The 21,933-nt window shown below is 40.6% G+C and carries 16 protein-coding genes; 10 read left to right on the top strand and 6 right to left on the bottom strand.

Features of this window, described 5'->3' with window-relative positions; genetic code table 11:
- Positions 1-151: 151 nt before the first annotated feature.
- On the top strand, positions 152-2,239 hold the full coding sequence (locus ORQ98_RS20605; RefSeq protein ID WP_274690710.1) for a putative bifunctional diguanylate cyclase/phosphodiesterase: 2,088 nt from the start codon (positions 152-154) through the stop codon (positions 2,237-2,239).
- Positions 2,240-3,017: 778 nt separating this feature from the next.
- Here the strand turns inward: ORQ98_RS20605 and ORQ98_RS20600 are convergent.
- Entirely contained in the window at positions 3,018-4,538 is a 1,521-nt protein-coding gene (locus ORQ98_RS20600) for an aldehyde dehydrogenase family protein (RefSeq protein ID WP_274690709.1), read from the bottom strand.
- A gap of 363 nt (positions 4,539-4,901) precedes the next feature.
- On the opposite strand from ORQ98_RS20600, the gene ORQ98_RS20595 reads away from it, so the two are divergent.
- The 8 genes from ORQ98_RS20595 to maiA all read left to right on the top strand — a co-directional run bounded on the left by ORQ98_RS20595 (position 4,902) and on the right by maiA (position 13,270).
- Complete coding sequence (locus ORQ98_RS20595) at positions 4,902-5,474, top strand: Tim44 domain-containing protein (protein WP_274690708.1); 573 nt, start codon at positions 4,902-4,904, stop codon at positions 5,472-5,474.
- Between the two features lie 258 nt (positions 5,475-5,732).
- Positions 5,733-6,530: a phenylalanine 4-monooxygenase gene (gene phhA, locus ORQ98_RS20590; protein ID WP_274690707.1), complete on the top strand. Its 798-nt coding sequence runs from the start codon at positions 5,733-5,735 to the stop codon at positions 6,528-6,530.
- Positions 6,531-6,679: 149 nt separating this feature from the next.
- Positions 6,680-7,021, top strand: coding sequence for a 4a-hydroxytetrahydrobiopterin dehydratase (locus ORQ98_RS20585; RefSeq protein WP_274690706.1), 342 nt, complete (start codon positions 6,680-6,682; stop codon positions 7,019-7,021).
- Positions 7,022-7,419: 398 nt separating this feature from the next.
- Positions 7,420-8,973, top strand: coding sequence for a transcriptional regulator TyrR (gene tyrR / locus ORQ98_RS20580; RefSeq protein WP_274690705.1), 1,554 nt, complete (start codon positions 7,420-7,422; stop codon positions 8,971-8,973).
- A gap of 223 nt (positions 8,974-9,196) precedes the next feature.
- A complete protein-coding gene (gene hppD, locus ORQ98_RS20575) occupies positions 9,197-10,273 on the top strand; it encodes a 4-hydroxyphenylpyruvate dioxygenase (RefSeq protein WP_274690714.1) in 1,077 nt (358 codons plus the stop codon).
- Complete coding sequence (locus ORQ98_RS20570; RefSeq protein ID WP_274690704.1) at positions 10,266-11,393, top strand: homogentisate 1,2-dioxygenase; 1,128 nt, start codon at positions 10,266-10,268, stop codon at positions 11,391-11,393. Before hppD ends, ORQ98_RS20570 begins: the two co-directional genes overlap by 8 nt.
- Positions 11,394-11,637: 244 nt before the next feature.
- The gene (locus ORQ98_RS20565) at positions 11,638-12,627 is read left to right on the top strand and encodes a fumarylacetoacetate hydrolase family protein (protein ID WP_274690703.1); all 990 of its coding nucleotides are present in this window, start codon (positions 11,638-11,640) and stop codon (positions 12,625-12,627) included.
- Between the two features lies 1 nt (position 12,628).
- The gene (gene maiA, locus ORQ98_RS20560) at positions 12,629-13,270 is read left to right on the top strand and encodes a maleylacetoacetate isomerase (protein ID WP_274690702.1); all 642 of its coding nucleotides are present in this window, start codon (positions 12,629-12,631) and stop codon (positions 13,268-13,270) included.
- 50 nt (positions 13,271-13,320) lie between these two features.
- Here maiA and ORQ98_RS20555 read toward each other — a convergent pair whose 3' ends face one another.
- Together ORQ98_RS20555 and ORQ98_RS20550 are read right to left on the bottom strand one after the other, a co-directional pair.
- Positions 13,321-16,260 (bottom strand): Ig-like domain-containing protein, encoded by a 2,940-nt coding sequence (locus ORQ98_RS20555; RefSeq protein ID WP_274690701.1) that lies wholly within the window; start codon positions 16,258-16,260, stop codon positions 13,321-13,323.
- A 169-nt stretch (positions 16,261-16,429) separates the two neighbouring features.
- Positions 16,430-19,021, bottom strand: coding sequence for a collagenase (locus ORQ98_RS20550; protein WP_274690700.1), 2,592 nt, complete (start codon positions 19,019-19,021; stop codon positions 16,430-16,432).
- A 738-nt stretch (positions 19,022-19,759) separates the two neighbouring features.
- Between ORQ98_RS20550 and ORQ98_RS20545 the strand changes: the two genes are divergently transcribed.
- On the top strand, positions 19,760-20,254 hold the full coding sequence (locus ORQ98_RS20545) for a PIN domain-containing protein (protein WP_274690699.1): 495 nt from the start codon (positions 19,760-19,762) through the stop codon (positions 20,252-20,254).
- A 210-nt stretch (positions 20,255-20,464) separates the two neighbouring features.
- Here ORQ98_RS20545 and ORQ98_RS20540 read toward each other — a convergent pair whose 3' ends face one another.
- The 3 genes from ORQ98_RS20540 to moaC are packed head-to-tail and all read right to left on the bottom strand — an operon-like array spanning position 20,465 to position 21,654.
- A complete protein-coding gene (locus ORQ98_RS20540; RefSeq protein WP_274690698.1) occupies positions 20,465-20,911 on the bottom strand; it encodes a molybdenum cofactor biosynthesis protein MoaE in 447 nt (148 codons plus the stop codon).
- Positions 20,912-20,914: 3 nt separating this feature from the next.
- Positions 20,915-21,160, bottom strand: a complete 246-nt coding sequence (moaD, locus tag ORQ98_RS20535; RefSeq protein ID WP_274690697.1) for a molybdopterin converting factor subunit 1 — start codon at positions 21,158-21,160, stop codon at positions 20,915-20,917.
- A 2-nt stretch (positions 21,161-21,162) separates the two neighbouring features.
- Entirely contained in the window at positions 21,163-21,654 is a 492-nt protein-coding gene (moaC, locus tag ORQ98_RS20530; RefSeq protein WP_274690696.1) for a cyclic pyranopterin monophosphate synthase MoaC, read from the bottom strand.
- Positions 21,655-21,933 lie beyond the last annotated feature (279 nt).

Below are 21,933 nucleotides of genomic sequence, written 5' to 3'. Positions count from 1 at the left end.
CAAAGATTTATCAATACACTATACTGGGGGTATATTTGCTCCTGGTTTTGTTAATAACTAATAGCGGCTTAAGACAAGTTATTAATCAAGGAAATGATGGCTAACTGCAATACTGAGTCTTTGATATTGCAGTATTTACACAGGGTTGTGTATGAGTTTCGATCGGTTTTATGATGATCAGGCTAAGACAAAACAGGCCGGTTTAAACAGCAATGAGCCCTGGGTAGGTATATTAACTGCCCAAGGCCAGTGGCTATTAAAAAATAAAGCACTTGAAAGAGAGTTAACAGCATTAGCAAGCGGGCAATATCAGCCTGACTGGATTGACTTGGTACGTGACTTAAGCAATTCAGATCATGGAACCAGCTTTTGTATTCCTTCCCACACTTCTAGTCAGTCAGGCCAGCAACGCCGGTTGTGGTGTCAACTACTACCTTTTCAGAAAAAAGACAGTCGAGGTGCATTAGTCACCATTACTGAACAACCTTTACTCGCTAATAATAAGGCTGATTTAGCTGCTTGGTTTACGATCTTAGATGCTATTCAAGATAGTACATTATTATTTAATCAATCAGGTGTGCTACTACATGCTAATACAGCAGCAATGCAGCTGGTGGGCATCACGAGCGGCTGTGATGAAAATATCTTATATATAAGTCAGTTGTTTCCTGAGTTACAACTAAATGATAAAGAGCCCTTACCTCAATGGCTTGCTGGCAGTGATAGTGGGTTTGGAGAGGGGAAGCAGTGGCGAGAAGTGACTTTATTAAATACCCAAAATAAAGCGCAACTCGTAATGATGACAATGATGTCATTATCCATTCAAGGGCAGCATTGGGTAATAGTGTTGTTAAGGGATAATGCTAAACAGTTTCTTTCGCAGCAGAAATTACTGAACTATTTATACCATGACCCGCTGACGGGCTTGGCCAATCGGGCACTATTTCAAGACAGGCTGGCACAAGGAGTGATACGTGCTCGTCGAAGAAAGCGAAAGGTTGCGTTACTGGTCATTAACTTGGCTCGCTTTAAAGTAATAAACGACACTTTAGGTCATGCTGTAGGTGATGAGCTATTGAAAAAAGTTGCATTACGTTTAAGCCAAGCTGTTAGAGAAGAAGACACTGTAGCAAGGTTAGGCAGTGATGAGTTTGCAATCATATTAGAGGATACTTTTGATCAAAATGATGCAGCTGTCGTAGGGCAGCACATTGTAAAAGTATTAAGTGCTCCTTTTCAATTACAAGAAAAGGAAATTTTTGTTTCTGCCAGTATTGGTATTAGCTTACTAACTTCCCCTTCGGATAATCATGAAACGCTGTTAAAGCAAGCTGATATAGCATTGAATAAAGCAAAGCAGTTAGGACCTAACCACTATGAGTTTTTCTCTGAAAAGATGAAAGCAGTTTCAGAATATCGTATACAGCTGGAAAGTCGCTTGCATTATGCTTTGGCTAACCAAGAAATGGTTCTTTATTATCAACCACAAATTGATATTCACTTTGGTTGTATTGCTGGGTTTGAAGCTTTATTACGCTGGCAACATCCAACAGAGGGTATTATTTTGCCAAGCTTATTTATTCCTCTGCTTGAAGAAACCGGGCTGATAATACCTGTTAGTGAATGGCTGTTAGAAACGGCATGTATACAGCATAGGGCTTGGATATCGGACGGAAAAGTGCCGCCTTATACATCTATAGCTGTTAATTTACCTACACGTTTGCTAATGAGTGGTAGCTTATTATCCGTGCTGGATAAGGCACTACATAATAGCCAGTTACCTCCTCAGTTACTGGAATTAGAGGTAACAGAAAGTATGCTAATGCATGATATTAACTTTGCGATTAAGGAGCTAAATCAAGTAAAGGCGCGGGGAGTTAGTATCAGCATCGATGATTTTGGTACAGGCTATTCATCATTAAGTTATTTAAGGCAGTTACCTATTGATACTTTAAAAATTGATCGAATGTTTGTTGAAGATATTCCAGATGATCAGGATGCAGCGAGTATTGCGCGAGCAATCATCAACCTGGCGCATAACTTAAAGTTACAAGTGATCGCGGAAGGGGTGGAAAACGAAAAGGCCCTGGGTTTTTTGCAGGCGGAAGGGTGTGATATTTGTCAAGGGCATTTATTTGCACCTGCCTTACCAGCAGAGCAGTTGCTTGAAAAGTATGAGCAATTAACTGAAACCGCTTATATGGAGTCGACGTTGGCACCACAGTCAGTTACCCACTGATAACGGCTGCCATTCTTATTCACAGAGAAATTGAAAAATTTTACATAAAAAGAAGGGGTTGAGTTTTTGTTGGTTAAAAAATGATCAATTTGCAGTCGTCACCATAAGCTTGCAGCCTTTCGCCATTTAATCAAAACTTGATCACAGACTTATCCACAAATACTGTGGGTAATGCCATATTTTTTTTATGATATTAATAACGTTTTGCTTTTGCATAGATGTTTGTTATAGCTTTCTTCTACATAACCTGTCTGCTAATTTAACATCGGAATTAAATAATTAACTGATTGATTTTACTATTATTTTTATAGGTCTTTGATTTTGTTAAGGGGTTCCTGGTAGGTAACGACTGACATAAAGCCAGCGCAGTATATATTTGTCGTATTGTCTTAGTTTTATTGTGTGGTAATTTTGACGAGTAACTGCACAGAAGTTGTCCACAGCTAATAGTGTGGTCTAAAAAATAGCAAGTGGCGTCAGAAAACTAAAAGGCATCATTTGTGGATAGTTGAGGATAATATCCTCAGTTTGGGAGGCTGTCGCAAAACTACTGTGCTTGCAAATACAGCGTTAAAAATCAGCTCAAAGTACTCACAAATTTGTCTGGAACAAATTTGAACAGCCTCTGGCTGGCCTGCTAAGGTGGAGCACAGGATGTGCGGAGTATTTATTAAGTATAAACTCCGCTTTTTCGCCGATTTTTACCTTGTCTTTGCTTCGCTCATAACCTCTTGCGACATCCTCTTGGGGTAAGGGGGGCTCTAAAAATAGTCTGCCCTTAAAATAAACCTAATGCCTCAGTGTCATAACTAATTAATATATTTTTTATTTGTTGATAATTGGTTAATGCTGATTTATGGGTTTCTCTGCCAATACCCGATTTTTTATAACCACCAAACGCAGCATGTGCTGGGTATTGGTGATAACAGTTGGTCCAGATTCGGCCCGCTTCAATCTGTCTTGCAGCTCGGTAGGCGCGATTAATGTCCATTGTCCATACCCCTGCGCCTAGGCCGTACTGGGTTTGGTTAGCGATACTAATAGCTTCGGCTTCGTTGTTGAATCGAGTAACTCCAATAGTAGGGCCAAAAATTTCTTCTTGAAAAACCCGCATTTGGTTGTCTCCTTTCATGATAGTAGGCTCGATATAAAAACCGTTGGCTAAGTGTTCAGCTACGGCTGCTTTATGGCCCCCGAGTAAAATTTCGGCACCTTCTTGGCGACCAATATCCATATAACTGAGAATTTTATCCATTTGCTCAGCCGAGGCTTGGGCACCTATTTGAGTATCAGTATCTAGGGGGTTGCCTTGTTTTATGGTTTTTGCTCGACTTAACACTAATTCCATAAATTCATCATAAATACTGTCATGAATTAATGCGCGGGAAGGGCAGGTACATACTTCTCCCTGATTAAAAAAGCCTAATAACAAGCCTTCAACTGCTTTATTAATATACGCTTCTGGTTGTTTGAGAATATCCTCGAAATAAATATTGGGTGATTTGCCGCCTAGCTCAACAGTGCAAGGAATTATTTTCTCGGCGGCTTGCTTGAGAATTTCGCTGCCAATGGGGGTGGAACCTGTGAACGCTAATTTGGCAATTCGGTTACTAGCCGCTAAAGCGGCACCTGCTTCCTGGCCCAATCCATTCACAATATTGATAACACCAGGAGGGAATAGGTCGCCAATCAACTCCATTAATACCAAAATTGATACAGGGGTTTGTTCAGCAGGTTTGAGTACAACGCAGTTACCTGCAGCCAGTGCAGGGGCTAGCTTCCAAGCAGCCATCAGAAGTGGAAAATTCCAGGGGATAATTTGGCCAACCACGCCAATGGGCTCATAAAAGTGGTAGCTGGCAGTGGTCGCATTAATATCGGCGGTACTGCCTTCTTGTGCCCGAATACAGCCAGCAAAGTAGCGGAAGTGGTCGATAACAAGAGGTAAGTCAGCATGTAGGGTTTCTCTGATCGCTTTGCCATTATCCCAGGTTTCGATGAGTGCCAGCTTTTTTGTGTGTTGCTCAATGCGATCAGCTGCTTTTAATAGCAGATTGGCTCTTTCTGTCACAGCAGTATTCCGCCAAGCTAGTTTAGCCTGATGGGCGGCATTTAATGCAAGGTCAATGTCTTCTGCTGTTGAACGAGGAATTTCACAATAAACTTCACCTGTTACGGGGCTGATATTTTGTAAATACTGCTCTTTAACAGGTGCTTTCCAATCACCGTTTATATAGTTGGTATAACGCGCTTTAACGTTGATCAAAGCATTTTCACTACCTGGTTTTTGGTAAATCATTAGTTATCCTTATTGGCTTCTATTATTGTTGTAATGGTTTAAGTCTTATTTTTGCTGCCTTACTATAGGTATCGCGCTTCCTTAAGCTAGATCACTGTAGCATATGGCTATAGTGGAATAAATTTTCTTGATGTCTGTATGGTTTTTGACCAGTTTTTCAGGGCTGTATACATTTTTAGAGATGCCCTCAATTTTGTGGACTAGTGAAGTGCTTCCACCCACTATGTTGCGTATAGTTTTGTTCTTTGAGCATTAGAGAGTCGCATTATATTATTCGCGGATTATTTTTTGGCTCTGATTTTAGCTCTGAATAGTTAATATACATACTCAAAGCGAAGGGTATAGCAGGGTTGATTGTTTTACATGGAATATTTTGAAAGAACAGAAATCTTGTTTAGTTTAGTCGGGCTGATAGGGGTTATTCTGGTAGTACTTTGTTGGCGCCTAGCCAGAACTAAACAGCTGCTTAGTGAGGCAACGACAAAAAACGACCAGACTTCCAATACCGCTTTATCGAAAGTACAAATTAAAGCGTTATTTGCCAAACTTTATGAAGCAAGGCAGCAAAAAAATGTTGATGGCTTAAAAGGCTATGTCAGTGAAGGTTTTTTACAACAAATGAGCCAGTTATTTGCTCGTTGGGAACAAAAAAAATACGGTTATCAGCTGGATAAACAAAAACTATTAGATGCCAAATTAGTAAGCGGTTTTAACTACCAATACCCGGATCGAGATTTAATTTGGGTTATTGTCAACAGCAGGATGGTGAGTTACCTCTACCATGAGCCTACTGGGCGGCTGGTAGAAGGGGATAAATTATTAAAGCCCAACAATGAAATCTGGTTATTTTCTCAGGAACAAGACCAGTGGATTCTTGATACCATTATTAAAGACTCGCCGTTTTTTGATTTAGACCCACAAAAAGCTGCTTCTTGATTATTTATGATACATGCTGGGCTAAAAGTAAAAAGCTGCCCAGCGACTCAATCCCATGTGTTCTATCCGCTCAACCATCTTCTCGAAGGAGGTTTTAATAGGTATTAGCTGTAAATTTATCGTTACAGCTTAATATCCTGTCAATCTGTGCCGTTGTGTTTACCTGATTGTCTTATCTTGTATATGTTGGATAAAACCCACTTAATTGGCCTGCTCAGGTGGCTGATCTCTAATTACTATAAGATATAAGGGGACATTATGGCTAAGGGCACCAAGTATGTTGCTAAAGAACCGGATGCTAGTGGCTTTATACGTTATAGCGATGATGAAAATGCGGTTTGGCATCAGCTGATTACCAGACAGATGGACTGTATTCCAGGTAGGGCTTGTGATGAATATCTGGCAGGGCTAGATGCACTCCAGTTGCCTCATGATCGCATACCGCAGTTGGAAGAAGTGAATAAGGTATTAAAAGCTGCCACGGGTTGGGAAGTGGCGCGAGTACCTGCACTGATTTCTTTTGATAAATTCTTTTCAATGCTAGCCAATAAACAGTTTCCGGTGGCCACCTTTATTCGTTGCTGGGAGGAGTTAGATTATTTACAAGAACCCGATATATTTCATGAGATTTTTGGTCATTGTCCTATGTTAACCCACCCGGCTTTTGCTGCTTTTACCCATCACTATGGCAAGCTAGGCTACAAAGCATCGAAGGAAGAGCGAGTATTTTTAGCTAGACTGTATTGGTTAACTGTTGAGTTTGGTTTGTTACATTCAGCTAAAGGGTTACGTATTTATGGTGGTGGTATTTTATCTTCTATTGGTGAAACCCAATACGCGTTAGATAGCGATAAACCTGAGCGAGAGCCCTTTGATTTGGTCACTATGTTAAGAACCCCTTATCGTATAGATATAATGCAGCCGATTTACTTTATTATTAATTCAATTGATGATTTATTTGAGTTATCAAAAATGGATTTAATGGTTTATGTAGAGAAGGCAAAAAAAATGGGGTTGTTGCCACCTAAGTATCCACCAAAAACCATGACAGCATAAAGAACGTTTCTAAAAATAGCATTTTTAGAAACGCCCCGTACCTGTACAAATAGTCTCTAAAGAGAACAAAACCAATATTTTGACTATATTGATAAGGTTTTCTTATAGTTAAGACCGATAGGTTTTTTTGATAAAAATAAGGAATAAAAATGAGTGAATTAAAAAGTATGACGTGTGAGGCTTGTCGTGCGGATGCTCCTAAAGTATCTGATGAAGAGCTGAAAGAGTTAATCAGCCAGATACCTGATTGGGGAGTAGCAGTTCGGGATGGCATCATGCAGCTTGAACGACAGTTTAAGTTTAAAAACTTCAAGCAAGCAATAGCGTTTACAAATCGAGTAGGTGAGTTAGCTGAAGAGGTTTTCCATCATCCCGCTATTTTAACGGAATGGGGTAAAGTAACAGTAACTTGGTGGACCCATGCTATTAAAGGGCTGCATAAAAATGACTTTATTATGGCTGCTAAGACAGATGAATTGCTGGAAAAATAGTTGTACGATTGCATTACAATTTGAAATAAATAAGATTAAGCTTTCTTTATAATAGGAAGTGAGTGAAAACGGGTTATGACCCTCCTCCCCATGAATTCTTTGAAAGGATACAGGGGGTAAATATTGATGAAATAGCGGGGTTATCCTTTCACGACACTAAAGGTCATGCATGACCTTTAGTGCTTTTGCTGCTCTAAACAGTAGTTCCAGAACATCCTATATTTCCTATTTCCTTGCCTTTTAGACACCCTCTCATGCTTTTTGTTAATAGCCATTGACGGGTAATTTGTAATAACATCGTATCCCTTCACGGCTAGTAAAACGATAGTTATATATCCTTTACTGTCGTTTAAGGCCATAGAAAAAATAAGACTCACTGACGGATACGGATACCGCTTATGCGGCTTGAAATTACTTGCCAGGACCGTTTAGGTATAGCAGAAGAAGTACTTCGAATAATTTCTAATCAGCAGATCAATTTAAGAGGGGTTGAAATAGATCTGGCTGGTGTTATCTATTTGAGTTTACCCACTTTACCTTTTGAAAAGCTGCAGCTACTGCTTCCTGCCATTCGCCATATTACAGGGGTAAAGGATGTTCGCACAGTTGCTTGCATGCCAGTTGAAAGGGAGCATCACGAATTTTTGGTGTTATTAGCTACCCAGCCAACACCAGTATTATCGGTTGATATCAAAGGTAATATTTCTATTGCTAATGATGCTCTGTTAAAACTGTTAGGAGTGACTAAGGATGAGTTTATTGGTAGTGCCTTTAACCATTGGTTTAAAGGCATTAACCTGGCTCGTTGGCTACATGAAGGTGATCAGGCTTCTCATAGTCGCATGCTACGTTGGCATAGTCAGGAGGCCTGCGTTGATATTCTACCAATAGAGGTTCCTGAAGAAGAGGAAAATAATTTAGTCGGCGCTTTAGTGTGCTTTAAGCTAAGTCAACGGGAAACTAAGCCTAGTGAGTTGAATCAGGCTAAAACGATTGACTTTAGCGATATCTTCACAGTAAGTCCTTCAATGAAGCACGTTATCCGACAAGCTCGCCATTTAGCTAAATTAGAAGCCCCACTGCTAATTACAGGAGAAACGGGAACAGGCAAAGAGTTGGTAGCGAAGGCCTGTCACTTTGCTAGTAGCCGGGCAGATAAACCTTTTTTGGTGCTGAATTGCGCAGCATTACCCGATAGTGTTGCTGAAACAGAGTTATTTGGTTATGTGCAAGGTGCATATAGTAATGACCCTGAGTCTGGCAAGAAAGGTCTATTTGAGCAGGCCAATGGTGGCACAGTCCTATTAGATGAAATAGGGGAGATGTCAGCGACTTTACAAGTAAAACTGTTGCGGTTACTGCAAGACGGCACGTTTCGTCGAATAGGAAGTGAACAAGTCGTTAAAGTGAATGTAAGAATTATGTGTACTACTCAGAAAAACTTACCTGCATTATGCCAACAGGGTGTTTTTCGTGAAGATTTGTTCTATAGACTGAATGTGTTGTCTTTAGCGCTGCCACCCCTGCGGGTGAGAAAGGGTGATATCGTGCCAATGGCTGAACATTTTTTAAAACGCTTTGCTATCTCGCTAGGGGAGCAGTTAGCTCTAAGTAAAGCTTGTTGTAACTTAATTCAACAATACCCCTGGCCAGGTAATGTTAGGCAGCTAGAAAATGCCATTTATCGAGCTGCATCCATGGCGGAGGGTAGAGAACTTAGCCCAGAAGATTTACACCTGCCATCTTATGCTTCTGGCTATGGCTATTTTGATCACGCTTTTGAGGGCACTTTAGAAGAAGCAACTAAACGCTTCGAAAGTGAGTTATTGACTAGGCTTTACCCTGCCTATCCTAGCTCGCGGCTATTAGCGAAGAAGTTAGGGGTCTCACACACGGCTATTGCTAAAAAGCTGAAAGAGTATGGAATTGGGAAGCACCGAGCGTCAACTTAAGTTTACGTTGTTGGCAACCAATATGGACAGCAGAGTAGCTATTTTGCTGTCCGGTATGATTGTTTCTAAGTGAGGTTTTTAGCTGTAACAGAAAGCTTACAAAACAGTGGAAATATATCCATCTATTGATATATATCACTACTGTTTATTTTCCTCGTTATCTGGAGTACTCCTTTAACTATGGAGTCAAAAACTAAGTGAGATGACGGAGAATATAATAATGATGAGTCATGCAACGATTAACCCGCTTGGCACTGATGGTTTTGAATTTGTCGAGTATACGGCACCTGACCACCAGGGCATTCAGTCTTTAAAAGAACTCTTTCAACAGCTGGGTTTTACAGAAATTGCGAAACATCGTTCAAAGGATGTGTGGCTATTCAGGCAAGGCGATATTAACTTTATCGTTAATGCAGAGCCGCATTCTCAGGCAGAGGAATTTGCTCGTCAACATGGCCCAAGTGTCTGTGGCATGGCATTTCGAGTAGAGAATGCCAATCGTGCATTAGAGCAAGCGGTTAGTTGTGGTGCCAAAGTGTTCCAAGGTAACCTGGGGCCGATGGAGTTAAATATTCCCGCAATTTATGGTATTGGTGAGAGCACACTCTATTTTGTAGATCGTTATGGTGATCAGAGCATTTATGATATCGATTTTAAGTTTTACTCTGATTGGCAAGAACAACTAAGAGATAATGATGCTGGTTTGTTGGAGCTAGATCACCTTACCCATAACGTGCGACAAGGTAATATGGCTGCTTGGGCTGGTTTTTATGAGCGGCTGGGTAATTTCAAAGAAATTCGCTATTTTGACATTGAAGGTAAGTTGACTGGACTTGTCAGCAAAGCAATGACAGCTCCTTGTGGAAAAATTAGAATACCAATTAATGAGTCGTCTGACGATAAATCACAAATAGAAGAGTTTATTCGTGAATACCATGGTGAAGGGATTCAGCATATTGCCCTGTCAACGGACGATATTTATGAGACCGTCGCTAACCTGAAAAAACGCGGCTTGCGCTTTATGTTTACCCCAGATACCTACTATGAAAAAGTGGATGAGCGGGTGCCTGGACATGGTGAAAATCTTGATAAACTAAGGGACTTACGTATTTTAGTTGATGGTGCACCAGCAAAAGACGGCATTTTATTACAAATTTTTACAGATACTGTAATTGGACCCGTCTTTTTTGAAATTATCCAACGAAAAGGCAATGAAGGCTTTGGTGAAGGTAATTTCCAGGCATTATTTGAGTCAATTGAAGAAGACCAAATACGGCGGGGAGTATTAGCCGATGCGTAAGTGGATACGGTTCCCCCACAAGGAAGGCACAATATCCCGTCAGGCCCATGCGGACTTTCCTGAAGAAGCAATTTACGAGCGAGAACTAGGGCGGAGTGGTTTTTTTGGTCCTAGTAGTCATATGCACCATAAGCATCCGCCCACTGGTTGGTCCCAGTGGGAAGGCCCTCTTCGGCCAAGGCTGTTTAATTTAAATAACCTTGAGCAAACCACTGGCTCACCATGGCAGGCAACAACCGTATTATATAATGCTCATTGTAAATACCGGTTCTGGCAATGTAATAATGCTATGGAAATGTTGGTCCGCAATGCAGATGGTGATGATTTATTATTTATCCATGAGGGGGGTGGCAACTTCTATTGTGATTATGGGCACTTAACTCTGACTGCTGGTGATTATGTGGTGATTCCCAGAGGCACTATGTGGCGTCTGGAGCCTGCTGCTACTATGCAGGTATTAATGATAGAGGCTACTAATGACTCTTATCAATTACCAGAAAAAGGGCTAGTGGGAGATCAAGCCATTTTTGATCCTGCGATGCTGGATGTACCAGCTATTGATGATGCGTTTAAAGCACAGCAAACAGATATTCCTTGGTCAGTGCAAATTAAACGTAATGATCAGATTTCGGTAGTCACTTTTCCCTATAATCCATTAGATGCAATTGGCTGGCATGGCGAGTTATCAGTAGCACGTATTAATTGGCGGGATATTCGGCCGTTAATGAGTCACCGCTATCATTTGCCGCCTTCAGCTCATACTACATTTGTAGCCAGTCGGTTTGTGGTGTGTACCTTTGTACCAAGGCCAATTGAGAGTGATCCAGGCGCGCTGAAAGTGCCTTTTTATCATAATAACGATGATTTCGATGAAGTGCTTTTTTATCATGCAGGGGACTTCTTTAGTCGTGACAATATTGATAAGGGCATGGTGACTTTTCATCCTGCTGGCTTTACTCATGGACCACACCCTAAAGCTTTTCAGGCTGGGCGTGAATATAAGAAAAAATTTACTGATGAAGTAGCAGTGATGCTCGATACCCGAGATGCCTTAGAGGTGGGGGAGAGTATTGCTGTTGTAGAAGATGCCAATTATGTCAATAGTTGGCAGGTGAAATAAAGGTACTACCAACACTCTCGTGATGGGATTGTCACAAAAGGGTGTTGAAAATAAGTCTAGTGTACGATATGGAATAACAGGGTATTCTTCCGCCGCTCTTGAAGGGCCATCCCTAGCCCATCAAGAGCTAAAGCGACTTCCTTGTCGCAGCTACAAGAACACCCTGTCACCCCATATCAGCTAGCTGTTGCGGAACTGTTAAATATTAATTTATTCTAAAACTGTAAAATTAACGATATTCAATATGAAATTAGCCTCAATCAATAATAATTCACGTGATGGTCAGTTAGTGGTTGTTAATAAGCAGTTAACAGAAGCGGTGGCTGTGCCGGAAATAGCTAATACTTTACAACAGGCGTTGGATAACTGGCAGCAGTCAGAGCCAACCTTGCAAGAAATTTATCAGGCCTTAAATAAAGGGGGGGTTAAAAATGCCCAGCCTTTTGATCAGCGACAAGCATTGTCACCGTTACCCCGTGCCTATCAGTGGGCAGATGGTAGTGCTTATGTCAATCATGTTGAGTTGGTAAGGAAAGCCCGTGGTGCAGAAATGCCAGAGTCATTTTGGACTGATCCGTTAATGTATCAAGGTGGCTCAGATGTCTTTTTAGCGCCCTATGCACCCATTGAAATGGCAGATACTAGTTGGGGGATTGATTTTGAAGCAGAGATTGCTGTGGTGACAGATGATGTGCAAATGGGTATTACACCAGAGCGAGCGGCGGACAATATTAAATTATTTATGCTGGTTAACGATGTGTCATTGCGTAATTTAATTCCTGGCGAATTAGCAAAAGGGTTTGGTTTTTTTCAAAGCAAACCTTCTAGTGCTTTTTCTCCTATAGCGATAACGCCTGATGAGCTGGGGGATGCTTGGGATGGAAAAAAAGTACATTTGCCATTGCATAGTAAGCTCAATAATGAGTTTTTTGGTGCACCAGAAGCTGGGGTTGATATGACCTTTGACTTCCCAACTCTGGTTGCTCATGCAGCAAAAACTCGGCCGCTAGGTGCAGGTGCTATTATTGGTTCAGGAACAGTGTCTAATTATGATCGAAGTAAAGGTTCAAGCTGCCTTGCTGAAAAAAGAATGCTGGAAGTAATTGAACAAGGTAAGGCAAAGACTCCTTTTATGCAGTATGGTGATACAGTACGAATAGAAATGTTTGATAAGTCTGGCCAGTCTATTTTTGGTGCCATAGAACAGGTGGTTTCACCCTATAAGGGAGCATGAAATGATTAACCTATACAGCTACTGGCGTTCTTCTGCGGCTTACCGGGTAAGGATTGCTTTAAATTGGAAGGGGCTTCCTTATAACACAATACCGGTACACTTGGTTAAAGAGGGTGGCCAACAGCATCAGTCAAGCTACAAAGAACTGAATCCTCAGGAGCTGGTTCCCACTATTCAATTGGATGGTATGACGCTTGGGCAGTCAATGGCCATTTTAGAGTATTTAGAAGAACATTATCCTGAACGACCACTACTGCCTGCTGATAATGCAGAAAGAGCGGCTATTCGAGCATTTGCACTTGCCATTGCTTGCGACATCCATCCGTTAAATAATTTACGAGTATTACAGTATTTAACTCAGCAGTTAGGTGTTTCTGATCAACAAAAACAGCAGTGGTATAGTCATTGGGTAGTAAATGGATTTTCGGCATTAGAAGCGCAACTGACTAATACGGCAGGTACATTCTGTTTTGGTGACGAGTTTTCTCTGGCTGATATTGTGCTAATTCCCCAAGCATATAATGCTAATCGCTTTAATTTATCCTTAAGTGACTTTCCCAATATTGACCGTATTTATGAGCACTGTCAGTCAATACCTGCAGTAAAGAATGCTGCACCAGAAATGCAACCTGATGCAGAATAAATACGCTTAATTATATAGGAATAAAAAAAGCGCCTTTCGGCGCTTTTTTGTTAGTCGTTAAGCACGTTAAAGGTTGGTTCAACTAAAGCGACTTCAGTGAAATTATGGTTTTGATAGTTGCTTGCCATATCATAAACACTCATTTCAACAACTCCCCAAATACCGGGTATTGAACCTGCCGGTAAGTGGATTTTTTTGGTATACACTTTAGGGGCGCTTGGGTTACCTTTAAAGAAAAGTCGTCCATCATTGTTTGGCTGATGAATGAAATCGTGAGTGACGCCTTGTGGATCACGAAGCTTCATTCTTGCATAATTAAACCCTGAGTTATTATCGTTTACTTGATAACGAATCGTAACGATAGTTTCACCGTTAGGATTATTGGGGTTAACAGGTGTTGCATTAACACTAATTTGATTTAGGTTAAGCGTTGGTGGTTGTGTATCAGGGTTAGTTGAGTTAAGTGTAACTTTTGGAGAAGCATCTTCCTTAAAGAAGTCAAATTTGCCTTCGTTGAGGGCTTTATCTTTCATCCTGATTTGATGGATGCTATATGAGCCTGAAGCCATATAGTTTGGCATAATATAGGCTAACTTACAGGTATTAGAGGCTGCATTGAAATCACCATATTTATAGATAGAATATAGTTTTGCTGATTCATGTACTAGTGTGCCGTAACAAGGATGGCTATCAGCCATGCCAACTTTTTCAATAACTTGCCACTCGGCAGTGACTTTGTTTATTGGCTCTGCAAAAGAACTATTATCTTGACTAACATTAAGTCTTAAACTGTTAGGTACATAGGCAGGTGGTGTGGTATCTGGGTTATCATTACCAATGTTTAATTTCCAACCAAAGTCATCTATACCACTAAATCGCTGATTGCCATTGTTATCGTTTAAGGCAATTTGATCTGGTCGCCAATAACCACTAGGCGCATTTTTATCAATAGTAAAGCTGCCTTTTAATAGGGGCCCCACTTTTACTTCAGTGCCTGATTGGTTGACTGGTTTTAACCAAAAATCTTTATAAGTGCCAATCGGGCTAAATACTCGTACAGACGTGGCGGTGGCACCTTCCAATTGACTGTTTTTTGCATGTAATTTAATAGTGACATTAACTTTTTTGTCACCATTACTTTCAGTGGTTACGCCAATTTCTACATTTTTGATTTTGCCTGGGTAAATATAATCAGGATACAGGTTAAGGACTTCAAAAGTTTTATCTTGATCAATAATAGAAATATACTGACTACCTTTCATAATTCGCTTTTGAATAAAGTCGAATTTTTTCGGAGATCTTGAGCGTAATTTATCAGGGTTGATGATATAGTAATCAATGGATTCTGCCATGTCCTCGTTGGGATTTTTGGCATGGGCATAGGCGGAAACAAACTCTGTTTGCTTAGATGTACTCCAGCCATCACTGTCATTTGGGTTTACATACCAGCCGCCGACTTCAGCCCACTCACGTTGAGTTTGCTCATTCAGCATTTTTCCATAAATAAAGTGTGCTTTTTCGTGGACTATCAAACGATGAATATAGTCATCAGACTGCTGACGAAAAGCACTTTCCATAAATTCGATATAACCATTATTGCCTGAGTTTTTACCTGTTCTCCAAGCAACAGCAGGTGCGGTAGGATGGATGGGATGCTCCATACCATTTTTCCGTCTGACCAGATGACTAAGGCCTTTGATACTGTGCATGCCTGTAGGCATATCTTCAAAAATATTAATTAATTTAACCTTTTCCCTTGGTAAAAACTCTTGGAAGTAGTTGGCAGACTCATTGGTAATTCCGGCTGTCAGTTGGCTAATATTGGCTTTTAAGCTAACGCCAAAGCGCTCATTCATTATTTTTTCTACTGCAGCGCTATCATTACCAAAGTCGGTAACGACATTTATTAATGCATGGTGTAGCCTTTTAGAAAAAAAACGGCCTTTCACTCCGTCAATTTCTACTAAGCGAGGAGCAGCATTAATAAATACTTTGTCATTAATGCGTATTTTGCGAACGTTATCTTGAGTGATGATTTCGATATCATCAGCTAGTTCTTCGCTGGTAATTTCCCAAACAGACTGACTTAAACTTTGTTCACCATAAGGATTTCTTTTTTGCTGAGGAATCATTCTTATAGTGCTGAGTAAGCGGTTAGCATGTTCTAAAGACCAAGCTTGATCAGGTGTATCCACTAATACAATATTGTAGTCATGAAGGAGTGCATCTGATGCAGAGTTATCTACAACTTCAATGGTTTGATTTAAAAATGTAATAGTTCGCTTTTTATTAACATGAGTTTGGTATTCTGACTTGTCGTATTCTTCAGTATCTTCCCATTTGAAATGGTATGAATATTCATCAGTTGAAGCTTTTGTGAAGTTGAAGTTTATTTCTTCTGCGGTAACTTTTCTTTGATGGTTTGCTAATACATAACCAGATGCATGGGCTTTGATAGTGGCTGCACCGGAATATTGTTTAAAACAGAATTGACCATTGCCTGTTATTGATTGAGTTTGCAGAGCAGCTGCTGAAGTTAAGGTTACTTTGGCAGTTGTCTCTGGGTCAATACCAGTAATAAAACCAGAAACTTTACATTTTTGGGCAGAATCAGTTGTATTAGTGGGTTGATTTGTTTGGCCTTCGAGGTCAAAGTTTAGCTGTACAACAGATTTATTTGAGAGCTTACCGGTTGTATCAGTCACTTGGTAATAGAACTCATCATAGTCGACAGCTGATGTGGGAGTATAGGTAAATTTACCAGTGTTTGGATCCATTTTTACTTCGCCAAACTTTGGTTGTGTGACCACTTTGTAAGCGAGAGCATCTTTATCTAAGTCTTGTGCCCAAACCCAACTGTTGTGAGTGCCAGGCTTGCTGATAGTCTCACTATGACCTTGGGTTATAGGTGCTTGGTTAGCAGCCCAAACTGAGGTAGCTAGATGACTTAAGCCAAGAGCCAAAGTAATTGGCAGTACATGTTTAGCCATAATAAAATTACCTTTCCTTATATGCTGTAATAGATATAAAAACGTCTTGTGTTGTGTATTTTTTGCTAAAAAACATTATTAATATTTTCAGGTTTTATATATCAAACGTCGTAGCTAATCATTCGCTGTATAATTACTGTTAGCTACGATGCTTGAACAATGATGCGATTTAGTTATCCATTGGCGGGCGAGCTAAACTGCTAGATTTATCCAAAGGTCTGTGCACAAATGCTGTTTTATGTGGACGGTGATAAACTGGTTGTCTATCTGCAGCTGTTGGGGTAATCCCTTTTTTCTGCTGCCAGTCTGTTAGTACATTGTCACGCCACTTAATAAATAGGTCATTGTAGCGAGTTGCCATCTCCAACAGGTTCGCTTTATATTGACTTGAGTCTTTCTGGCGTAATGTACGACGCAAATCCAAGTATTCTGTTGGGTGGTTTTCGTGAAGATAACGATGCATCATGTAAGACCAACGATACACCATAGTTTCATCACCGTATGTCGTTTTTGCAATGGCATGCATATCAGGGCGGTTTTTATTACCTAGACGCACCAGATAAGTTAAACCACGCTCGTTATTTTTTTCATGAGCCATATATTCGGCTAACCCTTCAGCCCACCAAGTAGTGAGATCTAATGGGTGGTGACCAAAGCGACCATATTGATTAAAGCGGCCATCTAAATAATGTACATACTCATGACGTAAGTTCCATACTTGCCAGTCAGGTCTGAACACTTCATAGGCATAAAATCTTGCTTGGTTATTGGCTTTGGTTGGATCACCTTCGATATAAATACCACCATTGTCGGTACTGACCTTAAATAAAATACCACCGTATTTTTTCCAGTCTTCTGGGCTATTGAAAATAACTAGTTCCAGGTTTTTATTTTTGTCTTCTGCAACGGGCTGTTTACCAGTAATCATTTTTTGGTGGAAGGTGGTTTCCATATTGCTCAGCTCATAACAAATAGTAGCAAGCTGGTCATTGGATAACTCTTGAGCACGGACTTTTAGCGTTGTGCTACAAACATGCTGCTTAGGTAGAACTTCTTCTTCCTGGTAGATATGGCATAAGTTTTTGAACGTAGTATCACAGGCCTGTTGAGCACTTTCAGTACGCACGTAATAACGGGTTTTATCTACATAATACATGTAGAAGTTACTTTTTAGCTCTTCCTGGTCTTTATAGCTATTGTAGTGTCGTACAATATTAGAAGCCATTTGATCTAACTGCTGGTTCCAGTTAGTTGCATCCCTTAGCCATAGGTTGCCAAGTGCTTCGATAGCATTGAACATCACAAATGGATCTTTACCATTCCACATGCCAGTTTGGCTAAGGGCTAAACTGTTAATTAATTGAGGTACCTGGCTAGCTAATAAGGTTGCTTTTAGAGCCTCATTTTTATGATGTTTTGCTTGTAAACCTAAGTCGTCAAATAAGTTAAGGGTTTGGAAAACTGAATCTCCAAATCGACGCTCAGAGGCTAAATCATCTTGGGCATAAAAAGTCAGTAGTTTTTCAATGGTAGGCAAATGACGATCCATTTGTGGCTGCATATCAGCTACCCGCATTAAACCGGCTAGAGCGACTACATAACCTTCAATGACAGCAGCACTACTTTTTTTCAGCTTAACCAATTCAGACATCTGGCTGACTTGAAAAAGGGCAGCCTCTAAATTTTGACGTAAGCTGGCATTCACTTTTGATAAAGGGGTGTAATAGTTAAATGCTCGTAAAAAATACAACAGTTTATCCAAGTCTGGATCATCAATGTCATTTTGTTGGGCTAAAAAGATAACGGCTTTGGTGACATCGGCCAGTCGGTTGGGAGAATTATGCTGAAAGTTGGGAGTGAAAAAGTCACTATTTAGTACTTCAGTTACATTATTTGAAAAGTCTTGTTTGGATCGATAACTATCACCTTTGACAGAGGTTGTTGGGTTGGTAGCGACTGGTGGTTTGGTAGGCTTAGGTGTGTTAGTTGTAGGTATAATTGGGTTTTCTGTTGTTGGGGGATTAGTCGTAGGATTATTAGTGGTTGGGTTATTTGGAATAGGCGTATTATTAACGGGATTAGCTGTGCTATTACCAAACGCTAACGTCAGCTGTATTGTAGCTGTGTTTGACTGTCTGCTACCATCAGTTACTTGATAACTAAAGTCGTCATAAGTTGCGCTAGGGTTGGTTGGCTGATAGCTGTATTTGCCTGTTTTAGGGTCTAAGGTTAATCGGCCATGTTTAGGCTGTTTGACTACTTGATAGGTTAGTGGATCATTATCATCGTCTTTAGCCCACACCCGACTGTTGTGTAATTTGTATTCGGTTAATTGTTCAGCATGGCCTTGTACCACAGGTGAATTATTATTTGGATTATTAGGCTGGTTGGTAGATTTAGGCTGTGATGCCTGATCAGTTGATTCAAAATTCAACTGTACAGATGACTGGTTGGATTGTAGTTGTCCATCAGAAACCTGATAAGAGAACTCATCATAAGCGACAGTTGATGTTGGGGTATAGATGAACTTTCCTGTCTTAGGGTCCAGTTTAACCTGGCCATATTTAGGAGGAGTCACAACCTGGTAAGTCAGGGAGTCATTATTAGGGTCTTGAGCCCAAACCCAGCTTTTATGGGGGCCTGATGAGATGATTGTTTCGCTGTGGCTTTGGGTAATAGGTGCTTGATTAGCCGCCCAAACCGCAGTAGATAAATGACTTAAGCCAAGAGCCAAGGTAACTGGCAGTATGTGTTTAGCCATAGTCGGGTTGCCTTTTCCTTATATGTTGTAATAGGCATAAGAACAGCTTGTGTAGCACTGTTTGCCTAGAAAATGCAGTTAGTAGTTCCAGTCGTTATTTATTTGGCGTTGTTCAACATAGATGTGAAACCACAAATACGGTTGTTGACGCCTTAATAGTTGATGCGATTAAGATACACCCCTGATGCAGGGTAAAATCACGGTACAAAAATCATCCAAAGTAGACAGGCGGCTTATTATTTAATCGCGAAGCAATAATAGCAGGTCGGCAACTTTAAGGTCCGGCAAGCTTTATTGTTTTGTGAAATGGTATGCAGTTTTAATTTGTCTTTACTGTCGTTCTAAGTGTGTGATTTTTAAGGGGTTTGTTTTGAGGGTTTGATATGGAGTAACAAGCTATTCTTCACCACTCTTGAAGGGCCTTCCCTGGCCCATCAAAAGCTAAAGCGACATCCATGTCGCCGCTACAGAATACCTTGTTACTCCATATCCTCTAGCTTTTGAGATAGATTCTAAGAGAGGAGGAAAACGGTTAAAACGAGACGTAACTGAAGAACGATAGATATTTAGCGATTTTCCTTTGGTTGGTTTAAGTCTATTAAATAACCAGTTTTCATTGAAAGTCTATAATTAATAGAACGGAGTTAGTATTCTAATCATACAGTTATTAATTTAATACACTAGACTATAAAAAGGGATTTAGTTAGAGAGCAAAACTAGATAACTATGAAGGGCTAAATGAAAAAGTACACTTTTGATACTAACTGTTTTATTGATGCAGTAAATTCAAACTCACATTCTTATCAACCATTACAACAAATACTAGAAGCTGCTCGTAATGGAATTATACAGATAGTTGTAAGTCTTCATACGTTGTATGAACTTGAACAAAAGAAAGATGAAGCATGGAATTTAGCTAAGACTTTCTTTGTATTGGATCACTGGCCTATAGGAAGTTGGGACGATCAAGTAGGTAATTGGGTACAACAAGTAGGTAGCTGGAATGATGCTAAAAAAAATGATGAAATACAAAAAGAATTAGAAAAGCTGGCAAAGTCTGGAAATGATATTAGGGATCGAGGTGCTTACTTAGATGCGCTATGTAATAAGTGTGACGGTTTCATTACTTCTGATAAACAACTCGTAGGCTCTGGTCCGGCAAAAAGAATTAATGAACATTTTTCAATGCCTGTTATGACACCTGAAAGTCTCGTTCAAAAGATGAGCTTATAAATTCATTATTAATGATACACAAACTGACAAAGATTAAATAAGTTACTGTGTGGTATTTGGTGGATGATAAGTGATATAAAGAGCGCAGTTTGATTTCTATGATCAAATATCAAAAAAATGCTTGTTATAAAATTTGACACATTATAGTGAGTGTACTGGCTGGCCCAAATCGAACACACAGAAACGAACTTGAGCCAAACCTATCTACTACTAATCCCACTCTGCCGCCGACTGCTGATCTTTATCCCGCTCATCCACCCAATGCTCTCCCTTAGAGGTTATTTCTTTTTTCCAAAAAGGAGCGGTGGTTTTTAATTTGTCGATTAAAAATTCACAGGCGGCGAAGGATGCTTTGCGGTGGGCGCTGGCGACGCCGACATATACGATAGGCTCGCCCAATGATAGCTGACCGACGCGATGGCAAATAATCGCATCAATAATTGACCAGCGTTGCTTGGCTTCTTTCATTAATTCATTAAGCACTTTTTCTGTCATGCCTGGGTAATGTTCCAGGTAAATTGCGGTGACATCGGGTCGTTCGCTGAAGTCTCTGACTAATCCGCAGAAGGTGGCAATGGCACCGACTTTTGGGGAGTGCTTGCGAAGCGTTTGATCAAAGGTAGCAATGTCAAAAGGGGCTTGCTGAATGCTGATCATGAATCAGCCTCCTGTTACTGGCGGAAATAAAGCCACTTCATCGCCGTCTTTTACAGCACTATTAAAAGGCATCATGGTTTGGTTGATGGCGGCTTTAAGATTGGGGTTGGATAGGGCTTGCTGCCAGTTGTCGCCGCGTTGCTTGAGTTGCTCAATCATCACAGATAGTGACTCAACGTCGTCGTTTAAGTCGATGCTGTCAACGGCTAATTGCTCTCTCAAACGGCCAAAAAATAGTACTTTAATCATTGTTAATCCTCTGTTTGCCAATGGCCACTGCGGCCACCTTGTTTTTCCAGCAGCTTGGTCTCTTGAATAACCATCCCTCTATCCACTGCTTTACACATATCGTACAGGGTTAAGGTCGCGGCTGAAGCGGCAGTGAGTGCCTCCATTTCTACTCCGGTTTGGCCAGTGACTTTGCACTCAGTGATGACCCGAACCTGATTATGCTTAGGTTCAGGTAGCAGCTGCACTTTGACACTGGTTAGCATGAGAGGGTGACAAAGAGGAATGATATCTGAGCAGCGTTTGGCGGCCTGAATCCCGGCTATACGAGCCACTGCCAGCACATCTCCTTTTTTATGACTACCTGACATAATCATTGCCAGGGTATCTGGTTGCATAGTGATGATGGACTGAGCCCTTGCTACCCGGTGGGTGGCAGGCTTTTCAGTGACATCCACCATTTGCGCATTACCCTGCTGGTCAATATGGGTCAGTGTTTGGTTCGGTTTTTCCATAAGGATAACTTCTTAAATACATTGGCTATTGAGCCTGTTTTAATACAGCACCGCCCAGGCTGCAAGGGGAACCAGAATAAATAATAAGGGCTAAATTGGTAGTTGCCGATGCAATGACCTGGCTCAAGCAGGAGTAACAGCTGATTTTCTCATTGGGCTGTAGGTAAAATCATCAGGATTGTCGTCTTGTTTTGTATTTTTGAGTTTGCCTGATTATAAACTCAAGGCTATTGCTAACTCTTTGATTTAAAATTAAAAAGTGTATGGGAGTAGATGCTT

This window comes from Spartinivicinus poritis (assembly GCF_028858535.1).
Taxonomy (GTDB): Bacteria; Pseudomonadota; Gammaproteobacteria; order Pseudomonadales; family Zooshikellaceae; genus Spartinivicinus; species Spartinivicinus poritis.
Note: the sequence above shows the minus strand (reverse complement) of the source record. Positions and strands in the feature narration are given on the sequence as shown.